We start from the raw sequence: 22,362 nt of genomic DNA on the forward strand, positions 1-22,362 counted from the left end.
TAGTTATTGAATTTTACATTTGAAAAGAAAGTTCCTGCATTCAATTTTTATAAAGTCCATTTTATAAACTATTTTACCTTAGAATCAAAACGTGAATCATTATTGTTGACATTATAAAAAAGAGGTTTTGTATAGTGATTATAAAATTTTGATAAGATTTACTTCATTTGATCAATCCAGCAATACTTAAAGCCGCTTTAATTGAAAGCTAATGATCCAGCTAAATTTAAATAATTATCCCTTTGCTAATTTTTAAACTATTACTAATTAGACTTTAAATACATAAAAAAAGTAAATTTGACTTTATAAAAAAATAAGAAATGGAAATAACAATCTTATGCTATCCCACATGCAGCACATGTAAAAAAGCAATCAAATGGTTGCAAGATAATACCATAGAATTTAAAGAAAGAAATATAGCAAAAGAACGTCCAACGAAAGAAGAATTAAAGGAATGGTATCAAAGATCAGGATTGCCCATAAACAAATTTTTTAATACATCAGGCAAACTGTATAAAGAATTAAATCTTAAAGAAAAAGTAAAAACAAGCAGCGAAGACGAACTCTTATCACTTCTATCTACCGACGGAATGTTGGTAAAACGTCCCTTAGTGATAAGTGATTCTAGTATTTTAGTAGGATTTAAAGAAGAAGAATGGAGAAAAGCATTACTAGGCTAAACTAATCATCAATACCCCTTATAAGAATATACTTATTGATAATATAGTAATCATAATGAAGTTATGGCTTAATTATTGAATTCTATCTCAAAAAAGTATATGAAGAAATTTTTATTTGTTTTATTTGCGATAATTTTTATACAGATTGTTTCTGCTCAGGCAATAGTTAAAAATTTAAGAAGTTTTACCGTTTTGCGTGTTTATGATAAAATTCCTGTGACGTTACTTTCCTCACCGGAAGAAAAAGTAGAGATCAGCGGAGTAAGAAAAGATAACGTAAAAATCGTTAAAAAAGGCGGAGAATTAATTATTAGAATGGATACGTTGAAATTAGAGAACGACGATGAGGTAAACGTAAAGGTATATTATAAAAAGTTAAATAATATACATGCTTACGAAGGATCAACAATAACCGGTCATGATAAATTAGAAGAAAATCTATTAAATATCGGGGCTACTGAAGGTTCGAAGATTACCGTTCTTGTTGGAGTAAACAAAATACATGCCAAGCTAAAATCCGGAGGAGAAATCAAAGTTTCAGGATTGGCAAACCATCAAAATATTAAAATTACATCCGGGGGCACTTACGATGCAAAAGAAGTGGGCTCAAACAAAATTGCAGTAGCAGTTACTTCCGGAGGAACAGCATCTGTTTATTCCAATGGATTAGTTGAAACCAAAATAAAAGATGGCGGAGATATTAATGTCTATGGAGGAGCGGAAGTAGTTAAAAAAGATATCGAGGGCGGATATGTGAATATATACTAAATATAGCTTATATAAAAATATCAAATATAGCTATAGATAAAATCTATTATAAAGAATTGCAGGAAAAAAATAATTAAACTAAAATTGTATCCTTTTACACAAGAATTTAAATATTAGTTTAATTAGTTTAGTTTAAATTGTAGCAAAAGATCTTTTTGCTGCAATTTTTTTTGAAAAATTTTAAAATTGTAAAGACTTTCTAACTCTTTTGAGTGTTTCAGATGCTATTCTTTTAGTTTTTTCAGCTCCCTCTTTAAGAATATTCTCAAGTTCCTCAATATGATTCATATAGTAATTATATTTTTCCCTGGCTTCACTAAATTCACGTAGAAGAACTTTAAATAATTCATTTTTAGCATGTCCGTATCCGTAACCACCGGCTAAGTAGTTTTCTCTCATAAGTTCCACTTCTTCAGGAGTGGCTACCAATTTAAATATTGAAAACGCATTACATGTATCCGGGTTTTTAGGTTCTTCCAGTGGAGTAGAATCGGTTACAATAGACATAATTTGTTTTTTTAACTCTTTTTCAGGAGCAAAAATTTGAATCGTGTTTCCTCTGGATTTACTCATTTTATTTCCATCAGTTCCGGGTACATACATCGTATTTTCTTGAATTTTGGCTTCAGGGACTACCAAAACATCGCCGTGTACATGGTTAAATTTTTGAGCAACGTCTCTAGTCATTTCCAAATGCTGCAATTGATCTTTACCTACCGGAACGATTTGTGCATCGTATAAAAGAATGTCCGCAGCCATAAGCATAGGATAAGTAAACAGCCCGGAATTTACATCTTCCAAACGATCGGCTTTATCTTTAAAACCATGCGCCAGAGCCAAACGGCTATAGGGGAAATAACAAAGCAAATACCACATAAGTTCTGTTACTTCGGGGATGTCTGATTGTCTGTAAAAATAAGTTTTGGAAATATCCAAACCACATGCGAGCCAGGTTGCCGCTATTTCATACGTATTTTGTTTAAGGACTTCAGCATCTTTGATTTGCGTCATGGAATGCAAATTGGCAATAAAGAAAAAAGATTCATTAGAAGGATCCTTGCTTAACTTAATAGCCGGTGCAATGGCTCCTAATATATTGCCTAAATGTGGAGTACCCGTACTTTGTATGCCTGTTAAAACTCTCATGTGTATATTTTATATGATAAAATGCAAATTTACATTTAAAATATAAAGTTCAAAAACTTATGCATTTTTATTATACCATATAAAGATTAGACCCTGCATAAAAATACAAAATGGAGTACTTTTTTACACAGGACTATTTCATCCATTCTTTAGGAAACATACCTGGTTTGAAGAAATAAACACCTATGAGAAATATCGCACCAAGAGTGATGGAAGAATCGGCAACATTAAATATATAATTAAAAAATTGTATCCTTTCACCTCCCCAAATAGGAAACCATTCAGGCAAGTAAGTGTCTATAAGAGGAAAACGAAACATATCCACGACACATCCTCCGAATAGAGGAGCATATCCTTTAAAATTAAGCTTGGAAATTCCCGAATATCCGTACCAATCCTTCACAACCGAGTTATAAGTTGTACCCGAATCGAAAAGGACTCCATAAAAAGTACTGTCAATCAAATTCCCGATTGCTCCCGCAAAAATTAATCCTGCCGGAATGATAAAATACCATGTATTAGCCTTTTTAGACCATTTGTTGATATAATAAGCCATTAAACCTATTAATACCAAACGCAATAAGCTCAGGCCTATTTTACCTATGAATCCTCCAAGTTGCACTCCATAAGCCATACCGGGATTTTCAACATACGTAAGATAAAACCAATCAAAAACCTTTATTTCCTCATGAAGATGAAAATGCGTTTTAATGTAAATTTTTGATACTTGATCTAATAAAAGGATAAAAAATGTTATCCATAAGACTTTCTTCATTCTTACTATTGATTGTTTTTAGCCTCAATACTTAAGGTAGCATGAGGAACTGCTTTCAATCTTTCTTTACCTATTAATTTTCCGGAAATTCTGCAAATTCCGTATGTTTTGTTCTCAATTCGTATCAAAGCATTTCGCAAATCACGGATAAATTTTTCTTGACGAGCCGCCAAATGGGAGTTACTTTCTTTACTCATGGTTTCCGAACCTTCTTCAAAAGCTTTAAAAGTAGGAGAGGTATCATCCGTTCCGTTATTTAAATCATTAACAAACGCTTCTTTCAGCATAGTTAAATCATTTTCCGCTTTTTCAATTTTATCAAGAATAAGTATCTTGAATTCTTCAAGTTCTTCGTCAGAATATCTAAGTCTGTCTTCAGTCATAATTACACTTTTTTTAGTACGATTTTAATTTTAATTTCATTAATGTCTAATTCCGTCCCATCGGTAGTGTTACTTACAAAAGTTAATTTCTGTGTTAATGTTTCAGAACATATATATTCCATATTTTCGTTAACGGATTTTTCAATTTCCTCATTCGCCTGAATTTCTAAAGATATTTTATCGGTAACTTCCAATCCATTCTCTTTTCTGAGATTTTGAATTTTATTTACCAATTCTCGAGCAATTCCTTCAGATTTTAATTCAGGTGTGATAGTGATATCGAGTGCAACGGTTAATTTGCCGTCGTTGGCAACCAACCAACCCGTAATATCTTGTGTGCGAATTTCAACATCATCCAAGTTTAGTTCGTAGCCGGACAGAGTTATAGTTCCGTTCTTTTCCAACTCTTCAATTTGAGAAGAAGATAATTGTTGGAGCTCTTGGCTAACGGCTTTAAGGTCTTTACCTAATTTAGGTCCTAACGTTTTAAAATTAGGTTTTACGGCTTTTACAATAATATCAGAAGCTTCTTCAGGGTTCAATAATTGAACTTCTTTTACATTGACCTCTTGTTTAATTATAGGTATTATGGATTCGAAATTTTCCCTGTCATTTTTACTTAAAACAGGAATCATAATTTTTTGCAACGGTTGGCGAACTTTTATATTTTCTTTTTTACGCAAAGAAAATACCATAGTGGTAACTTTTTGCGCTAAATGAGTTCTTTCCAACAATAAATAATCGATTTCATTTTCCTGTTTGATCGGAAAATAAGCTAAATGAACCGATGCATAAGGTTCTTTTCCCGTAACTGCATTTAAATCCTGATACAATCTATCGGAATAGAAAGGTGCTGCCGGAGACATTAATTTAGCAATAGTATCCAAACATTTATAAAGAGTTTGGTAAGCAGAAATCTTATCATTGGAATATTCTCCTTTCCAAAAACGTCTTCTTGATAAGCGCACATACCAATTACTTAAATTATCTATAACAAAAGTATTAATTGCTCGTAAAGCTTTGGTTGGCTCATAATCGGTATAGAAAGAATCCACTTCATCTATTAAAAGATTAAGTTCGGATAGGATCCATTGATCTAATTCGTTTCTTTCTTTAAAAGGTATATCATCCTCTTTATAACTGAATCCATCCACGTTGGCATATAAAGCAAAGAATGAATAAGTATTATATAGAGTTCCGAATATTTTACGGCGTACTTCGTCAATGCCCTCCAAATCAAATTTCAAATTATCCCAAGGTTGGGCATTGGAAATCATATACCATCGAGTAGCATCCGGCCCATACATAGCCAAGGTTTCAAAAGGCTCAACAGCATTTCCTTTACTTTTGGACATTTTATTTCCTTTTTTATCCAAAACCAACCCATTGGAAACAACATTTTTATAAGTTACGCTGTCAAAAATCATGGTTCCGATTGCATGTAAAGTATAGAACCAACCGCGAGTTTGGTCTACTCCTTCAGCAATAAAATCTGCCGGATAGTATTTTCGTTCGTCTATTAATTCCTTATTTTCAAAAGGATAGTGCCATTGAGCGTATGGCATAGCTCCTGAATCAAACCATACATCAATCAAATCACTTTCTCGCTTCATGGGCTTTCCACTCTCTGAAACAAGAACTATTTGATCTACAATATTTTTATGAAGATCTATTTTACTGTAATTTTCCTCGGAAAAATCACCTACAATAAAATCTTCAAAAATATTTTTAGACATAAATCCGGCTTTTACGGATTTTTCCATTTCATCAATCAATTCCTGAACAGAACCAATGATGATTTCTTCTTTTGCATCTTCAGTTCTCCAAATAGGAAGGGGAGTACCCCAATATCTTGATCTGGAAAGATTCCAATCATTAGCATTTTCCAGCCAATTACCAAAACGACCTTCTCCCGTTGATTTAGGTTTCCAATTGATACTTTGATTTAATTCGGTCATTCGATCACGAACTTCCGTAATTTTTATAAACCAAGAATCCAAAGGATAGTAAAGAATAGGTTTGTCTGTTCTCCAACAATGAGGATAGTTGTGATTGTATTTTTCTACTTTAAAAGCCTTATTTTCGGTCTTTAAAAGTATGGCTATTTCAACGTCGGTTGAACGTTCCGGAGCTTCGTTATCGTTATAATATTCAATGCGAACATATTTTCCTGCAAAAGGTTCAGGTAAACTTGAAATAAATTTACCCTGTAAATCCACCAAAGGAACAGGATTTTGGTTTTCATCAAGAACCAACATACCGGGTACCCCGTGTTCTTTTGCAACTTTCGCATCGTCTGCACCAAAAGTAGGAGCAGTATGAACAATACCTGTACCGTCTTCAGTAGTCACATGGTCTCCATCAATCACTACAAATGCGCGGTCCGCATCTTCATACGGTAATGTCCAAGAAAGAAGTTGTTCGTATTTTATTCCAACTAAATCTTTCCCCTTGTATTCGGCAAGAATTCGATAAGGTATTTTTTTATTTTCAGATGTATACTCTTGAAAATCGGCATCAGACTCAGCAGGTACGAATTTACCTGAAAACTGACTTCCGACTAATTCTTTAGCGAGTATAACGTTGATGGGTTCAAAAGTATATTGATTAAATGTTTTTACCAATACATAATCAATAGATCCTCCTACAGTCAACGCCGTATTGGAAGGTAAGGTCCACGGTGTGGTAGTCCAAGCCAAGAAGTATACATCGCCCTGAATATCGTTAAATAAAGTGATGCTTTCCTTAATTGCTTTAAATTGAGCAACAATGGTCGTATCTGTAATATCTTTATATGCACCGGGTAAACTCAACTCATGACTGGAAAGCCCTGTTCCAGCTTTAGGAGAATAGGGTTGAATGGTATAACCCTTATAAAGTAAATTTTTATCGTAAATTTGTTTCAACAACCACCAAACACTTTCCATATATTTGGGATCGTAAGTAATATAAGGATGATTTAAATCTACCCAATAACCTATTTTTTGAGTTAATTCGTTCCAAGCACCGGTATATCGCATAACTGCTTCTTTACAAGCCTTGTTGTATTCTTCAACAGTTATTTTTTTACCAATATCTTCTTTGGTAATACCTAATTCCTTTTCAACTCCAAGTTCAACGGGCAAACCGTGGGTATCCCAACCGGCTTTTCTATTGACCTGTTTTCCTTTTAATGTTTGGTATCGGCAGAAAATATCTTTAATGGTACGAGCCATTACATGGTGAATGCCCGGCATTCCGTTAGCTGAAGGAGGTCCTTCAAAAAATACGAATTGGGGATTGCCCTCACGAGATTTTATACTCTCTTGGAAAATATTATTTTTTTTCCAAAATTCTAAAATTTCGTCTGCAAATTTATTTAGATTTAATTCTTTATATTCTTGAAATTTATTGCTCATTTTCTTTTAAAACAAATGCGAAAAAAATTGATTTGCGAATATACGAAAAAAAAGTCTATCTTAAATGGACTTTAATTGTATAGTAAAACTAATTTATTGTATTACAATCAGCGATTTATAACTTTTAAAAAAATCGTATTTTTTAAAAATACAGATCAATTAAATTACCCTATATAGGGAATGTTATACCCTAAAATATTTGTTAATCTAGAAGAATTAACTAATCATTTTTTTATAAAAGGGGTGATATAAGTTTAGCTATGGAATTACCTAAATCTACCCATCGGTTTCGTTTTAACCATTCCTTATAGGAAACTTCCGTACTGTTTTCAATGTCTTCCATAAAAGCATCATAAAGTTCCCGGTTAATGGTTTCGCTGTAAACTAAGGCGCTTATTTCAAAATTTAAATCAAAGCTCCGCATATCCAAATTGGCTGATCCTATAACGGAAAGATTGGTGTCGGAAATTATGGTTTTAGCATGTACAAATCCTTTCGTATACCTGTAAATTCGAACCCCCGAGGCTAATAACTCTTTATAATAGGCGCACGAAGCTGCATTCACAATGATACTGTCCGATTTAAACGGAACCAAAATTCGAACGTCCACTCCGCTTAAAGCTGCGTATTTTAAAGCATTAACAATAGTTTCATTAGGAATCAAGTATGGCGTCGTTAAATAAAGCCTCTTTCGGCTGGACATTATAATTCCGTTGTATACAAGCATTATAGTTGCTCGATCACTATCCGGACCACTAGCAGCAATCTGCAGAAGCTCGGGGTTTTCGTCTTTAGTGGTGATATCTTTAGACGCATGAAAGTAGGCTTTGTCAAAAGGATCGACGTCATTTCCGGAACAAAAATTCCAATCGGTTATGAAATTATATTGAAGTCCGTTTACCGCTTCTCCTTTCACCATAAAATGGGTATCACGCCAAAATAACTTGCTGTTTGGGGTATTGATATATCTGTCGTCAACATTAATTCCGCCAATAAAACCAACTTTAGAATCAATGATTATTATTTTACGGTGATTGCGGTAATTCATTCGGTTGGCAAAAGCATAAAGTTTAATTTTGTAAAAAGCAGCGGCTTGTACCCCGCCTTCACGCAATTCTTTTATCATTCTTTTGTTCAACGAATGGCTTCCAAAATCGTCGTAAATAAATCGTACGGTTACACCTTCTTTGGCTTTTTGTATTAAAATATCTTTAATTTCGTTTCCAATACGGTCATCAGCAAAAATATAATATTCAATATGGATATGTTTCGTTGCTTTTTTTAATTCTTCAATAACCTCTTTAAATTTATTTTCACCATTGATAAGCAACTTGGTATTTTCGGCTACATAAAGAGCAGAAGAAGTATCTTTTAATAACATTCTTATTGAGTGAGTTTTACCCTCCAATAATTTATTGTATTTGTTGATTCTCTTTTCGGTATGCTCATTTATTTGATTTCTGAGTATCTGATAAAAGTTTCGATCGTGTGTATATTTTCTTTTATACAATTTTTCCAATCGGTAGTTCATTCCAATCGAAAAATATAATATTACCCCTATAATGGGAAGGATTATAACTATAAGTAAATACCCGATTGCTTTGGATGGATTTTCCGTATTTTTGATTATTTTAAAGATGGTATAAATAATAACAAGTATATAAAGAACAGCTCCTACTATTGAAAGATATTCAAAGTTTAAAGATTTAAACCATGCAATAAATTTATCCATATTTTTGAATCGAAAATTTTCTTATAAATTTAATTAATATAATTATTTAATAATATTTAACATTTATAATTCAAATTTTGCAGTTTATAGATTGTATGTTTTATAAAAACTAATTTATTTATAATAAATCGTATTTATTGTGCAAATAATTATATTAAAACAATATAGTTGATGGAGATGGTAGGTGGTGTAAAAATTTTGGAGATAGAATGGAAATTAAATTCGAATAGCATGATTGAAAGCGTATGATTTTATCCATTGCTATCAAAGAGGTAAAAAGATAGGTTATTTTATTTAGGGATCTAAATAAATTTTACATCCTAAAACTTATGTAAATAAGATGTTTATATAGAAGCGGTAGTGTCTTTTGTTTCGAGGTAATCCCAATCGCCCTTAACTCTTAAAACTTGTTCGATCACATCTCTCACACAACCTTTACCGCCTTTAGTAGCAGAAATATAGTCTGCAATAGAAAGAATTTCGGGACAAGCATCTTTGGGAGCTGCTCCAATTCCCACTTGGTTCATCACCTCATAATCGGGCAGGTCGTCTCCCATATATAAAACTTCATGAGGTTTCAACCCGTATTTGTAAAGAAAATCTTCCAAATCATCCCATTTATCTTTAGAATCAAGATAGATGTCAGTAATACCTAAATAGTTAAGTCGGCTCACTACAGAGGCATCCTTTCCTCCCGTGATTACGGCAATTTTATAGCCTTTCTTTACAGCAAACTGTAAGGCAAACCCATCTTTAGTATTCATATTTCTTATCATTTCGTTATTAATGAGAATGATGGATCCGTCGGTCATAACTCCGTCTACATCAAAAACGAATGCGCTAATATGATTGAGCTTTTCTTTATAATTTATCATGATAAGTTTCTAAAATGGAATTAGTTAGTAAAGAATAGATTTGGTATAAATTCGAATCAGCCTCTAAGATAGATAAATGTTTTTGAATAACAACTTGGTCATTTCTTTTTGCCGGTCCTGTTTGAGCGTCATACGGAGAAATGTCATCATTAATTTTATCAAAAGTTTCCTTTATCAAAGGTTTTAAAATCTCAAAAGGTATGTCTTGTTTACGGCAAATTTCATTGGCTATGTAAAGTAGATGATTGGTAAAATTGTTGGCCCATACACCCGACATATGTATTTTCAATCGCTTTTCTGAATCAACAACATAGGCTTCATCAGAAATTCTTTTAGCCAAATTTAAAAGAATAGTTTCATCGTCTTTATTTTCTGCTTCAATAAAAAAAGGAATTTTATCGTATTCCAACGCTCTTTTTTTTGAAAAGGTTTGCAAAGGGTAAAAAACTCCTTTTCTGTATTTACCCTTAAGCGCAGATAAGGGGATCGATCCGGAAGTATGGACAACTAAACAATCTTCAAATGGTACATAATAAGATATTTCGGAAATGGCCTTATCTGAAGTGCAGATAATATAGATGTCTGCCTTAACAATTTCTGAAATTTTATCTGTATAATTAATATTATAATCTTCTGCAAAATTTTGTGCTTTATCCAGAGTTCTGTTGAAAACCTGTACGACATTCACCGTATTTTCAAGTAAGGCTCTGGTTAAATGATAAGCAACATTTCCGGCCCCTAGAATTACAACATTTTTATGCATATTTTCATCATTAATTATTTCTTAATTCGGCATGAAACTGGGTTGAAAAACGATCTAACAATTTTTTCATAACCTTATCAATGTCTTGATCCGTAAGGGTTTTATTTTCATCTTGAAGGAAGAAATTCAATGCGTATGATTTTTTGCCTTCAGGTAGATTTTTGCCCTCATAAACATCAAAAAGATTTACGGATTGAAGCAATTTTTTTTCTGTTTCAAAGGCCGCTTTATATAAGTCAAAATATTTTATATCTTTATCCAGTAAAAGGGCTAAATCTCGGGTTGAACCCGGAAATTTAGGAATTTCAGCTAATTTATAAGGTTTTTTCTTAGAGGCAAGATCCACCCATTTTTCCCATTCCAATTCTGCATAAAATACATTACCTTTTAATCCGAATTCTTTTAAAAGCTTAGGATTGATACTTCCTAATTTACCTAAAGAATATCCGTTTACAAAAAGTTCGATGCCGTCTTTATACAGAGAAGAAGACTCTAATGGTTTTTCATCAATGGATATGTTAAAACCGGTAAGTAATTGGCTTACAATTCCTTTTAAATGAAAAAAAGTAGAGGTATTTTGAGGAATAATCCAATTATTTTCCTGGAAATTTCCGAATAAAGCTACCGAAAGTTTTTTATTTTCAATATAAGTTCCCGCGGAATTTTTAAAATAGGTTTTTCCGAATTCATAAAACTTAATTTCTTTCTGATTACGATTGCTGTTAAATGATATACTTTGTAATACTCCATATACCAGGGATTGCCTCATTACACACAAATCTGTGCTTAAAGGATTAACCAGCTCCACGTATTGGGTGTTTTCATCTCTACGAGACGTTAACGAATTATTGATGATTTCGTTAAAACCATTATATTTTAATTGATTAGCAATCGTGTTTTCAAGAAATTCTTCATCAAAGGCATTTTTATTTTCATAAGCAAACGAAAACTTTTCAGGAATATCAATTTGATTGTACCCATAGATTCGTGCAATTTCTTCAATAACATCTATCTCCCTCGTCACATCTACACGATAAGCCGGTACTATAAGATCCAAAACTTCGTTTGTATCGCTGATGATAGTAAACTCTAATGATTTTAAGATTTCTTTGATCTGTTCTCTATGGATTTTCTTTCCTAATATTCGATCGATTTTATGATACCTTAAAATAGTATTTACATTTTTTATTGGATTGGGATATATATCTATCATTTCTCCAACAACGGTTGCATTGGTTAACTCTTTAAAAAGCTCACAGGCTTTTTTCAAAGCAATCAGGGTATAATTAGGGTCTACACCTCTTTCAAAACGGAAAGAAGAATCGGTATTTAACCCTTCTTTTTTAGAGGTTTTCCTTATAGAAACCGGATCAAAGTAAGCAGCTTCTAAAAAAATATTTTTAGTTTCATTGGAAACTCCGGATTCTAATCCGCCATACACACCGGCCAAGCATAAAGGAGTATCCTGAGCGTCTTTTATAAGTAATTCGGAATCGGATAGATTTCTTTTTACTCCGTCTAATGTAGTAAACGTAGTTCCTTCCGGTACTGTTCCCACTTTTATTTTTTGACCGCCAATTTTATCGGCATCAAATGCATGAAGAGGAAGTCCGTAGGAATGTAATATATAATTAGTTATATCTACTGCATTATTTATAGGAGATAATCCTATGATTCTTAACTGGTTTTGTAACCAATCCGGTGAAGGTTTAATTTCAATATTTTTTAAATATATACCTGAATATCTTGGACAAAGTTGTTCATTTTCTACCTCAACACTAATTGGATTCCCTTTGGCTTCATCCAATTTGAAATTTTCGAAAGTGATTGGTTGTAATTCAGCCTTGATTTTTCTGCTTTTAAGCGCCGCATATAAATCACGAGCTACTCCATAATGAGACATAGCATCCGTACGGTTGGGAGTGAGCCCTATTTCAATACAATAATCCTTAGAAACAGGGATCACCTCATTGAGAGGAGTACCCACTTTTAAATTAGTATCAAGTACGAGTATGCCCTCATGGCTTTTGCCTAAGCCCAATTCATCTTCGGCACAAATCATTCCGAAAGATTCTTCCCCTCGTATTTTACTTTTCTTGATTTTAAATTCGCTTCCGTCTTCGGAATATAAAGAAGTACCAATAGTGGCTACAGGTACTTTTTGGCCTTTTTCAACATTAGGTGCCCCACAAACAATTTGTACGGTTTGATCCCCTAAGTTCACTTTAGTTAGTTTCAGCTTGTCTGCATTCGGGTGCTTTTCACATTCAATGACTTCACCGACTACTACACCTTTTAGACTGCCTTTGACAGATTCAATTTCTTCAACATCTTCCACTTCCAAACCTGTGTCTGTAAGTATGGAAGTTATTTTTTCAACAGATAAATCAGTCTTAATATATTTACATAACCAATTATAAGAAATTTTCATTGATTTTAACTATTTATATTAAAAAAATCTTATGTAAATAATTTATTTACATAAGAGCGAGAAAAGTGGTTTATATTTTAAAATTTATTTAGTTATTAAGCATAACAGGCATTACCAACATTAATATGTCTTCGTTCTCATCCAATCCGTCTGCAGGTTTAATAATTCCCGCACGATTGGGCGTAGACATTTCAAGAGTAATGTCTTCCGAAGAAATGTTGTTAAGCATTTCATTTAAGAATTTGGAATTAAATCCTATTTTCAATTCTTCCCCATTGTAATCACAAGGAAGGCTCATATCCGCTTTATTTGAAAAATCAACATCTTCAGCGCTTAGCTTAAGTAAATTTCCATTTAAAGCTAAACGTACTTGCGAAGTTGATTTATTAGAGAAAAGGGCGGCTCTTTTTAGAGAGCTTAAAAATAATTGCCTGTTTATAGTCAATACGTTCGGATTCTCTTTAGGGATTACGGCATCATAGTTAGGATATTTACCGTCTATCAACCTGCAAACCCATTGAGTTTCATTGTGAGTGAACCGAGCATTGGTTTCGTTAAATTCAATAATAACCTCATCATCATATGCAATCAGGGCATTTTTCAATAGAGTAAGCGGTTTTTTTGGCATGATGAATTCTATATCTTCATTCGCAGAAACATCTTTACGAGTATATTTTACCAATCGATGAGCATCGGTTGCTACAAATCGACATTCCGAATTGGTAAATTGGAATAATACCCCGGTCATCACGGGACGCATGGCGTCATTACCGGTTGAAAATATAGTATTGGCGACCGCTTCTCCTAAAACGGAGGCTTTCATGGTAATAGACCTGTCTGTGTCTAATTCGGGTAGGGTAGGATACTGGTCTACATCATCCAAAGCTATGAAGTAGTTGTCTTTTTCATCCACAATTTCTAGTTGATTTCCTTCTTGTGAAAAGGAAAGCGGCTGTTCGGAAAAAGTTTTTACTGTATCGGTAAGCAGTTTTGAAGGAACCGCAATTTTTCCTTTATCTGTGCTTTGAACTTCAATACTGGTTTTCATGGTTGTTTCACCATCAGATCCATAGATGGTTAATTTATCAGAATCCAGATCGAATAAAAAATTTTCCAATACAGGTAAAGATGAGTTTCCTCCGGTAACTCCACTTATTAATTGTAATGCTTTTAATAATTCTCCGCTTGAAACTATGAATTTCATATATGAATTTTTTCTTAATAGTTACAAAATTAGTTTTTTTCATTCTAAATCAAACTCTTTTTTTTTATTTTTTATTGAAAAAATCATATTATCTATTTTAAAATATATATAAATTATAAATTCTTTATGATATATTGTTTTATTTTTAGGGATTTAAATTTTTATAATTATAATAAAAAGATAATTTCTATTTTTAAAAATATTTAGAAAATTATTTTTTACTGTCAATTTTGTTATGATGAAATTATAAATCGATCCCCCTGTTTTTAATTGATTTAGTAAAAGCTTAGATGTATGGTTTTATATCTTATTTTGTTTTCAAATCTTTAATTTTATTTAAAAATAATAATTGAATATATTAGTGCTGAAAGGAATACGGGGTCCATTTTGACTTATAATTAAGTTAAAATGATTATATTTGCCAATTAATATTGAAGATTTATCCATTGGGGATGACCGGTTTTGACAGCAAGATCAATGGGTAAGTAAGCATGTCGAGTCACGTAAGGTAATCTCGTTAAACTTCCGTTACAAACTTATAACTGGCAACGAAGAATACGCTTTAGCTGCTTAATACGACCGAATTATAGTAAGTCCAAGCGATCTCCTTACCAGGTAAGGAAGCTAAATGTCTCTCAAAAGCCCTTCTCTGCGGCGTTTGGTTAAGAGGCACGGGAATGCGGAGATAGAGCAGGACACGCATCGGGTTCTGTTCGAAAATTTAGATGATAAGCTGCTTGTGGGGTGTGAATTCTCAGCAATCAGCCGAAAATTAATAATTCACTAAGCATGTAGAAAGCTTGCGTATTGCTTGTTTGGACGAGGGTTCGAATCCCTCCATCTCCACTTTTTAAACTCGCTTAAATAGCGGGTTTTTTCGTTTTTTATGGTTTTTTAGGTAAGTTTTTCATCTTCGGGAATACTATTATTCTTAATTAGTTTTTACATTTTTAAATAGATTCAATGAGACTCACGATTTTTTCATATTCATCAAGTTCTTTTTTATAATTCCGAAAGAAGTAAGATTTGAAATTCACTTTTTGTTTAAAGAATAGCTTATATTGATCCTATCCTATACTTAAATTTTATACTTTTTAGATTGTTTGATCAAAAAAACACATACATATAAAATGATCTTATTGCTATCTCATAAACCATATAATTGGCGCTTTTACCACTACTTATTTCTATTTTTAAAATATATTTATTTCAATAACTAAATATTTAGTATCTTTGTTTATTATTGTTTAATAACAAAACAAACTACTTATTATATGAAAACCACTCCAAATTATGAAGAAGGTACGGAGCCTTCCTTTCAATTAAACCCGCCTCAAAAAGAGGTTAGATATTATGCAAAATACGGAGGAACTAAAGAAGAGGTCTATGGAAAAACTCATTTAGTATCCGTGAAAATACGTATCAACGAAATTGAATATTTTACCAAAACCAGTATAAAATTAGAGCTAAAGCAAAAGCTTAATCAGTTACACACTTTTACACTCTATTGTGATCCGGACGAATTCGGAGAAAATAAAAAGACGTATATCTACCAAAATACCAAAGAATACTTAGGAAAAAAAATAACTTTTGAATTTCGCCAGTATGGAAAAACAGCCTCTCTTTTTACGGGCCTGATTACACAAATATCTCTACCCAAAAAACAAGGCATACGCCAGCTGGTATTTCGGGGTACCTCTCCCGAGGTATTGATGGAAAGCGGATTACAATGCAGAAGTTTTGAAAACCAAACCCAGGAAGAAATTATAAAAGAAATAATAAAACCCTATTCCCGAAACTTAATAAACTTTCAATTCAATCCCAATAAAAAAGAACGATTACCTTATACCGTACAGTACAATTGTTCGGATTTAGCCTTTATCCAACAACTTAGCGAACGCTATGGTGAATATTTTTATTACAATGGTGAAGAATATTGCTATAGTTCATGGGGGGGAAGGGTCATAGAATTAATGGAAGGAGAAGACGTATTTGAATATGAGTTAAAACTGGGAATCGGTCCTCAGAATTTTAAATTTACGGCCTATGATGCCCAACAGAAAACAGAACATATTTTAACCGCTAACCCTCAATCTCATCCCGGTTCAACCAATCCCTTTCAACAACATGCCTTAGCCTATTCAAAAAACCTGTATCACACAGTACCTCAATTCCATTATGAACAAAGCTTATTGCCAAACGGTTCAAAGGAAATGGAGGATTCAATGGAGGTTGAAAAAAAGAAAAGACAAAATTTAGTTTATGTAGAAGGGGTGAGTAACAATCCCCAATTGCGGATCGGAGATGTAGCCAAGATGATGGTGTGGATACCTGAACATGAAATATTTAAAGACGGTCGAATACCGGTCGAATCATATAAGATCATTGAAATTGAACACCGCTTTGCAGACGGAGAGGGCTATGAAAATACCTTTAAAGGCATACCTAAGGACATGACCGTTCCACCGTTTTACAACGGAAGAGCCTATCCGAAAGCTTCAATACAACATGCTACGGTTACAGATAATCAAGATCCGTTGAAAATGGGAAGAGTGCGCGTGCAGTTTAGTTGGCAGAAAGAAAGCAACAGTCAAACCCCGTGGATACAGGTAATACAGCCTCATGCGGGAGGAGGAAAAGGCACCTATATGAATCCGGAGAAAGGAGAGACCGTTTTGTGTGCCTTTCAAGGAGGAAATGCCGAAGCACCCGTAGTATTAGGAACGGCTTATAATGGAGGAGAAATAGCCGCCTATTATAGTGAAGGAAACGATATTAAAGTGATACAAACCCGAAGCGGCACTAAGATAATATTTAATGATTCCGAGGGAACGATACTAATGGAAGATCCAAGCGGAAATAGAATTTTTTTGGATGGAAAAGGGAATATCAAAGTATATGCCCCTGAAACCTTGTATATGGATGCCAGGAATATATCGGTAAATGCTTCTCAAAATATAACCATGAATGCAGGAGGAAATGTATCCCTGATGGCGGGAGAAGATTATAGTTTGACCGCCGCTAATATTTATGAAGCTGCAGGACAAAGTAGAACTTCAGATGCCAAGAATATTACTGAAACATCTTCTAAAGATGGCAAATATAGTTCAGAAGATGAAAATATTAAATTTGAGAGTGTTAAAGCTGTTACATCTAATAGTGCAGAAGATACTACATTACATTAGAAATTATGGGAATAGAAGGAGGAAATATAGTACGCAAAATAGGAGGAGAGAGTATAAAACGAGCAAAAGAATCAATAACTCTTACAGCCAATGGTGGAAATTTAACCTTTAATGCCAGAAAACAGGTTACTATGATAGGAAGGAATGGCGGTGTTCAATATTTAAATGATTATACCCCTCCACCGCCTTTGCGCGTGGTAAAACTGGACGGACCTTTTGATGAAAAGGGACAAAAAGTTTCTTTTATTACAAAAGGTATATCATACCAATACAAAATAGTAAATTTCAATAGACAGCCTAAACCACATGAACTAATAAGAATTAAGTGGGCTACCCAATTTGATGAAGGAGAGATTATATCTAAATATCCTCAAAATAACGGAAAACAAGAAGTAAAATTTTGGGTACCCAAAGATGTTAAAAATTCTAAATTCAGTGTATATGCCTACTTGGAAAAGCCTAGTAAGGATGTTAGTATACTAAGTAGACTGGATGATAAATTTTATTATAAAGGAACTAAAAAATGGGGACAATTGCAAAACGATACAGCCAAGGTAAAAGCAATTTTGGATGCCCGCAATCAAGAGTTTAGAGCCAAAGCGGGAAGCTCAGGAGTGACTTCAATTTCCCATCTCGAAAAACTTTCTGAAAAGCAGATTCAGAAACTTTATGAGGGAAACGACTATAAAGGCGGTTATTTTGGTACCCGGGACGTACTTAAAGAAAATACCGCCAATATCATTGTACAGAATTTTTATCATGGCAATGGAAAAAAGGTAAGTTTTGGCCTCAATACAGAAATTTCCAAACGCTTGCACCAATTTAAACCCTTTCAAGACTATTTTAACAATAATTACCTGCAAATGATTAAGTTTGTATTGGAAGACCCTGATTATGATATTCGTACGATAGATAAAAACGAAATTGAAAAAGTTTTTGGAAAAGATCATTTGGACAAACCATATCGTCCTGACTTTACTGGAGTTAATTATCGTCCTAAAGAATTGGCAGCTGATTTATACATGCGCAAGTACAATGAAGAAGGATTTGAGTATTATGGCTTAATGGGAGGGACACAAACGGTTAAGGTAGACTTGGAAATTGAAGAAAGCCAACCCGGGCGTTTTAAAATAGATACTACCATGTATATAGGGGATTGGTACGGCTCAGATTGGGGAGACCTTAACGGTGGTAAAAACTATGAAGAAATATACTCAAAACTGATGAATCAGTTTACCGATTTAGGGAAAGCACTAATGGCACAAAACTTAGCTATTGCGGCAATGTCCGGCCGACTAAATGAAATGAAAGGTCATAAAAAAGGAAACATGTCCTGTTTGAACGCTTTTTTCTGGCTTCAATACCATTACGGATACCTTCCCGGATATGAAAAAAAATATAAACCTTTTGAAACCGAACTGGTCTATAAATCCGTAGATTATTTAACCATTAATAGAAGGAAATAATACTATGAAAAAAAATAAATTTATATATATAATTATTATTTCTTTTTTCCTGCTCCTTGCTGTTTTGGTAAATTGTTATCCCCCAAATAAGCCTAAAGGAAAACCTAATATTTATCATTTACGTGACACCTATCTTGGTCATTATTATGTGTTTGATAATTTCCAGGATAACGAAAACTGTGTAAAATACCTATTTAATTTTGCTGAGAAGAATAAAGGCTACCTGATTATTATGACCCATAAAAATATGTATAAGTTTTACGAAGGGGGGGCAGATCCAATAGATACAATTGCACATAAGTTCACTTTTAATAGAGAAGATAATCAGTATGATGATAATAACATCCGGAATTTTAGAATTAGTGTAAATTATTTGGAAGAAACTAAGCTCCATTTTAAAATTGAAGAAGGAAGAAATAAAGATAAAAATTTTGTAAAAAAATTATCTGCTGATTTTGATAGTCTAAATGTAAACATAGTACAGAATTTTTTGAATTACTCCACTTTTGAAGACTATAAAACCCGCAAGCGATTTGAAAATTGTATCTATGAATTATATAATAAAAAAGACTCTCTTAAAATCAGGCAAGTATATCACAATTTTGGAAAATGGTTTGAAATAGATATTTTATAGTAATGTTTATTACGGCTTAATGGGAGGAACTCAAAATGGGAGGAACTCAAACCATAAAGATAGAATTGGAAATTGAAGAAGATAAACCGAGGAGATTTTTAGTGAAAACTAAAATGTATATAGGTGATTGGTATGGAGCAGACTGGGATGATGTAAATAGGGTTGTAAAAGGAAGTGTGCATAGCCTTACGGCATTTTTTTGGCTACAACATCATTGCAGTTATCAACCATTTGAAACTGAAATTATTTATCAATCATTGGATTTTATAAGGATATGAGAAAATTAAAATACTATATATATCTTATTTTTTGCCTTTTATTTTTTTTAGATTGTTCAAATAAACCACCTAAAATTTACCATTTACAAGATACTAATAATAAGAACTGTTATGTATATGATGGTTTTAAGGATGATGAAAAGCATATCAAATATTTATTCAATTTTGTAAAACAGAGAGAAGGATATTTTGTTATTGTTACTAATAAAAATGCAGTGAAATTTGAAGATGAAGATGCTTTTTTTAATTATAATAACTCTGATGTTTTTAGTATAAGGAATGTTAAATATAAATATGAATTTATATCTTTAAGGCCGGTAATAAGGCTTAAAGAAACGTTTTTTTCAAAAGAAGTAATGTTGAAATCTTACACGACACAATTTACAAGCGAGTACACCAATATAAATATTAATGTTCTTCAAAATTTTATAAATCTTTGTTATGATCAAGAAGTAATTCAAAAATATAAATCTTATACTTATGAACTGTATAATAAAAATAAAGTAAAAAAAGTAGTAATTAATTACCATAATTATGGAGAATGGTTTGAAATTGATATTTTATAGTGATGTTTATTATGGCTTAATGGGAGGCGCAAACTGTTAAGGTAGAATTGGAAATTGAAGAAATCGAACTCGGACGCTATAAAATAAACACCACTATGTATATAGGGGACTGGTATGGCTCCGATTGGGGAGACCTTAACGGAGGTAAAAACTATGAAGAAATATACTCAAAACTGATGAATCAGTTTACCGATTTAGGAAAAACATTAATGGCGCAAAACTTAGCTATTGCGGCAATGTCCGGCCGACTAAATGAAATGATAGGACATAAAAAAGGAAACATGTCCTGTCTGAACGCCTTTTTCTGGCTTCAATACCATTACGGATACCTTCCCGGATATGAAAAAAAATATAAACCTTTTGAAACTGAACTGGTCTATAAATCCGTAGATTATTTAAGCATCAATAGAAGGAAATAATACAATGAAAAAAAATAAATTTATATATATAATTATTATTTCTTTTTTCCTGCTCCTTGCTGTTTTGGTAAATTGTTATCCCCCAAAAAAGTCCTTAGGAAAACCACATATTTATCATTTACGGGATAATTATCTTGCTCATTTTTATGTGTTTGATAATTTTCAGGATAACGAAAACTGTATTAAATACCTATTTAATTTTGCTAAGAAGAATAAAGGTTACCTGATTATTATGACCCATAAAGATATGTATGAATTTGATGATAATATAGCTTTCATTCAAGATACTGTTTCACAGATATTTGCTTTTAGTAGAGAAGATAATCAGAATGATGATAACAACACCCGTAATTTTCATATACGAACAAAATCTAATCCAACTCAAATAAATTTTAAAATTGTACAAGAAAGAAATAAAGATAAAAATCATGTAAAAAAATTATCTGCTGATTTTGATAGCCTTAATGTAAATATCGTACAGAATTTTTTAGATTATTCTTATCATGATTATGATACACAAAAACAATTTGAAGATTATATTTATGAATTATATAATAAAAAAGATTCTCTTAAAATCAGGCAAGTATATCACAATTTTGGAAAATGGTTTGAAATAGATATCTTATAGTAATGTTTATTACGGCTTTATGGGAGGAACTCAAACCATAAAGGTAGACTTGGAAATTGAAGAAGATAAGCCGGGGATATGTTTGGTAAAAACAAAAATGTATATAGGTGATTGGTATGGAGCAGATTGGGATGACGTTAATGGAGTCATAAAAGGGAGCGTGCATAGCCTATCAGCATTTTTTTGGTTACAACACCATTACGGTTATCAGCCTTTTGAAACTGAAATTATTTACCAATCGTTAGATTATTTAACATTATGAAAAAAATAAAATTTCTATTTCATCTTTCGACTTTTATTTTACTACTAATAAGCTGTTCAAATCATCCACCTAAAATAGATTTTTTAAATGAAGATTATTTTGCGAAATTTTATATAATTAATAATTTTAAGGATAATGAAGAAAGTATAAAATATCTTATTAATTTTAGTCGAAAGCAATTAGGGCGGCTTGTAATAGTTACAGATAAAAATACATATAGATTTGAAGATGGATTTAACTCTCTTGAAGATAATTCAAAACAACAATTTTTATTTTTTAGAATGGGTGAAAATTTAAAAAATACATCTATTACTATTAATTATCTTAAAAAGATACCCATAAAACTTCAAAATGAACAAGGAAAAGAAGTAAAACCATATGAGCCTCCTGTAATAAAAGTATCTGCAACTGATTATGAAGAAGAAGCAAGTAAAATTAATTCTAAATCTCTTTCCTTATATTATAATTTTGAAACTCTAAACTTAAATATTTTACAAAATCTGTTAGATTTCGCAGAACAGGATAAAGAAAAAAAAGAAATAGACACATATATATGAATTGTATAATAAAGATAAAGAAAAAAAAGTAGTGATTACATATCATGACAAAGGAGAATGGTTTGAGGTTGAAATTATATAGGTAATAATTAGTATGGAACCTCATGGATAATTAATATTTGAAATGTTTGATCATTTTGTTTAGATTATCCGGACATTGAAAAATATGATTATGATATTTTTATTGCTTGGTTTATTTTACAACATTTTAG

Annotated in this window: 20 protein-coding genes and 1 other RNA gene; 12 read left to right on the forward strand and 9 right to left on the reverse strand. The window is 32.3% G+C overall.

The window, feature by feature from the left end:
* Positions 1-320 precede the first annotated feature (320 nt).
* Positions 321-680, forward strand: coding sequence for an arsenate reductase family protein (locus GFV00_RS07460; protein WP_160557440.1), 360 nt, complete (start codon positions 321-323; stop codon positions 678-680).
* A 99-nt stretch (positions 681-779) separates the two neighbouring features.
* On the forward strand, positions 780-1,448 hold the full coding sequence (locus GFV00_RS07465; RefSeq protein WP_160557439.1) for a head GIN domain-containing protein: 669 nt from the start codon (positions 780-782) through the stop codon (positions 1,446-1,448).
* Positions 1,449-1,628: 180 nt separating this feature from the next.
* Here GFV00_RS07465 and trpS read toward each other — a convergent pair whose 3' ends face one another.
* The 9 genes from trpS to dnaN all read right to left on the reverse strand — a co-directional run bounded on the left by trpS (position 1,629) and on the right by dnaN (position 14,155).
* A complete protein-coding gene (gene trpS, locus GFV00_RS07470) occupies positions 1,629-2,594 on the reverse strand; it encodes a tryptophan--tRNA ligase (RefSeq protein WP_160557438.1) in 966 nt (321 codons plus the stop codon).
* A gap of 133 nt (positions 2,595-2,727) precedes the next feature.
* Entirely contained in the window at positions 2,728-3,369 is a 642-nt protein-coding gene (locus GFV00_RS07475; protein ID WP_160557437.1) for a lipoprotein signal peptidase, read from the reverse strand.
* Positions 3,370-3,374: 5 nt separating this feature from the next.
* Positions 3,375-3,752, reverse strand: a complete 378-nt coding sequence (locus tag GFV00_RS07480) for a TraR/DksA C4-type zinc finger protein (RefSeq protein WP_105297303.1) — start codon at positions 3,750-3,752, stop codon at positions 3,375-3,377.
* A 2-nt stretch (positions 3,753-3,754) separates the two neighbouring features.
* Positions 3,755-7,150 carry an isoleucine--tRNA ligase gene (gene ileS, locus GFV00_RS07485; RefSeq protein WP_160557436.1) on the reverse strand — a complete coding sequence of 1,132 codons (3,396 nt, stop codon included), beginning with the start codon at positions 7,148-7,150 and terminating at the stop codon, positions 3,755-3,757.
* 232 nt (positions 7,151-7,382) lie between these two features.
* Positions 7,383-8,882, reverse strand: a complete 1,500-nt coding sequence (cls, locus tag GFV00_RS07490; RefSeq protein WP_160557435.1) for a cardiolipin synthase — start codon at positions 8,880-8,882, stop codon at positions 7,383-7,385.
* 344 nt (positions 8,883-9,226) lie between these two features.
* Positions 9,227-9,757: an HAD family hydrolase gene (locus GFV00_RS07495; protein ID WP_185150002.1), complete on the reverse strand. Its 531-nt coding sequence runs from the start codon at positions 9,755-9,757 to the stop codon at positions 9,227-9,229.
* Positions 9,744-10,520, reverse strand: a complete 777-nt coding sequence (locus tag GFV00_RS07500) for a Rossmann-like and DUF2520 domain-containing protein (RefSeq protein ID WP_160557434.1) — start codon at positions 10,518-10,520, stop codon at positions 9,744-9,746. Before GFV00_RS07500 ends, GFV00_RS07495 begins: the two co-directional genes overlap by 14 nt.
* A gap of 10 nt (positions 10,521-10,530) precedes the next feature.
* Positions 10,531-12,951 carry a phenylalanine--tRNA ligase subunit beta gene (pheT, locus tag GFV00_RS07505; protein ID WP_160557433.1) on the reverse strand — a complete coding sequence of 807 codons (2,421 nt, stop codon included), beginning with the start codon at positions 12,949-12,951 and terminating at the stop codon, positions 10,531-10,533.
* Positions 12,952-13,039: 88 nt separating this feature from the next.
* Positions 13,040-14,155, reverse strand: coding sequence for a DNA polymerase III subunit beta (gene dnaN, locus GFV00_RS07510; RefSeq protein ID WP_105297308.1), 1,116 nt, complete (start codon positions 14,153-14,155; stop codon positions 13,040-13,042).
* A 448-nt stretch (positions 14,156-14,603) separates the two neighbouring features.
* On the opposite strand from dnaN, the gene ssrA reads away from it, so the two are divergent.
* The 10 genes from ssrA to GFV00_RS07560 all read left to right on the forward strand — a co-directional run bounded on the left by ssrA (position 14,604) and on the right by GFV00_RS07560 (position 22,150).
* Positions 14,604-15,004, forward strand: a transfer-messenger RNA (tmRNA) gene (gene ssrA / locus GFV00_RS07515).
* Between the two features lie 425 nt (positions 15,005-15,429).
* Positions 15,430-17,340 (forward strand): type VI secretion system Vgr family protein, encoded by a 1,911-nt coding sequence (locus GFV00_RS07520; RefSeq protein ID WP_160557432.1) that lies wholly within the window; start codon positions 15,430-15,432, stop codon positions 17,338-17,340.
* A 5-nt stretch (positions 17,341-17,345) separates the two neighbouring features.
* Positions 17,346-18,806 (forward strand): hypothetical protein, encoded by a 1,461-nt coding sequence (locus GFV00_RS07525; protein ID WP_160557431.1) that lies wholly within the window; start codon positions 17,346-17,348, stop codon positions 18,804-18,806.
* A gap of 4 nt (positions 18,807-18,810) precedes the next feature.
* Positions 18,811-19,440, forward strand: coding sequence for a hypothetical protein (locus GFV00_RS07530; RefSeq protein ID WP_160557430.1), 630 nt, complete (start codon positions 18,811-18,813; stop codon positions 19,438-19,440).
* Positions 19,441-19,475: 35 nt separating this feature from the next.
* Complete coding sequence (locus GFV00_RS07535; protein WP_160557429.1) at positions 19,476-19,718, forward strand: hypothetical protein; 243 nt, start codon at positions 19,476-19,478, stop codon at positions 19,716-19,718.
* The gene (locus tag GFV00_RS07540; protein ID WP_160557428.1) at positions 19,715-20,284 is read left to right on the forward strand and encodes a hypothetical protein; all 570 of its coding nucleotides are present in this window, start codon (positions 19,715-19,717) and stop codon (positions 20,282-20,284) included. The genes GFV00_RS07535 and GFV00_RS07540 overlap by 4 nt, the downstream gene beginning before the upstream one ends.
* Before the next feature lie 47 nt (positions 20,285-20,331).
* A complete protein-coding gene (locus GFV00_RS07545) occupies positions 20,332-20,703 on the forward strand; it encodes a hypothetical protein (RefSeq protein ID WP_160557427.1) in 372 nt (123 codons plus the stop codon).
* Positions 20,704-20,707: 4 nt separating this feature from the next.
* Positions 20,708-21,331, forward strand: coding sequence for a hypothetical protein (locus GFV00_RS07550; RefSeq protein ID WP_160557426.1), 624 nt, complete (start codon positions 20,708-20,710; stop codon positions 21,329-21,331).
* 19 nt (positions 21,332-21,350) lie between these two features.
* The gene (locus tag GFV00_RS07555; RefSeq protein WP_160557425.1) at positions 21,351-21,593 is read left to right on the forward strand and encodes a hypothetical protein; all 243 of its coding nucleotides are present in this window, start codon (positions 21,351-21,353) and stop codon (positions 21,591-21,593) included.
* On the forward strand, positions 21,590-22,150 hold the full coding sequence (locus GFV00_RS07560) for a hypothetical protein (protein ID WP_160557424.1): 561 nt from the start codon (positions 21,590-21,592) through the stop codon (positions 22,148-22,150). Before GFV00_RS07555 ends, GFV00_RS07560 begins: the two co-directional genes overlap by 4 nt.
* Positions 22,151-22,362: the final 212 nt, after the last annotated feature.

Source organism: Apibacter sp. B3935, assembly GCF_009827705.1.
Taxonomy (GTDB): domain Bacteria; phylum Bacteroidota; class Bacteroidia; order Flavobacteriales; family Weeksellaceae; genus Apibacter.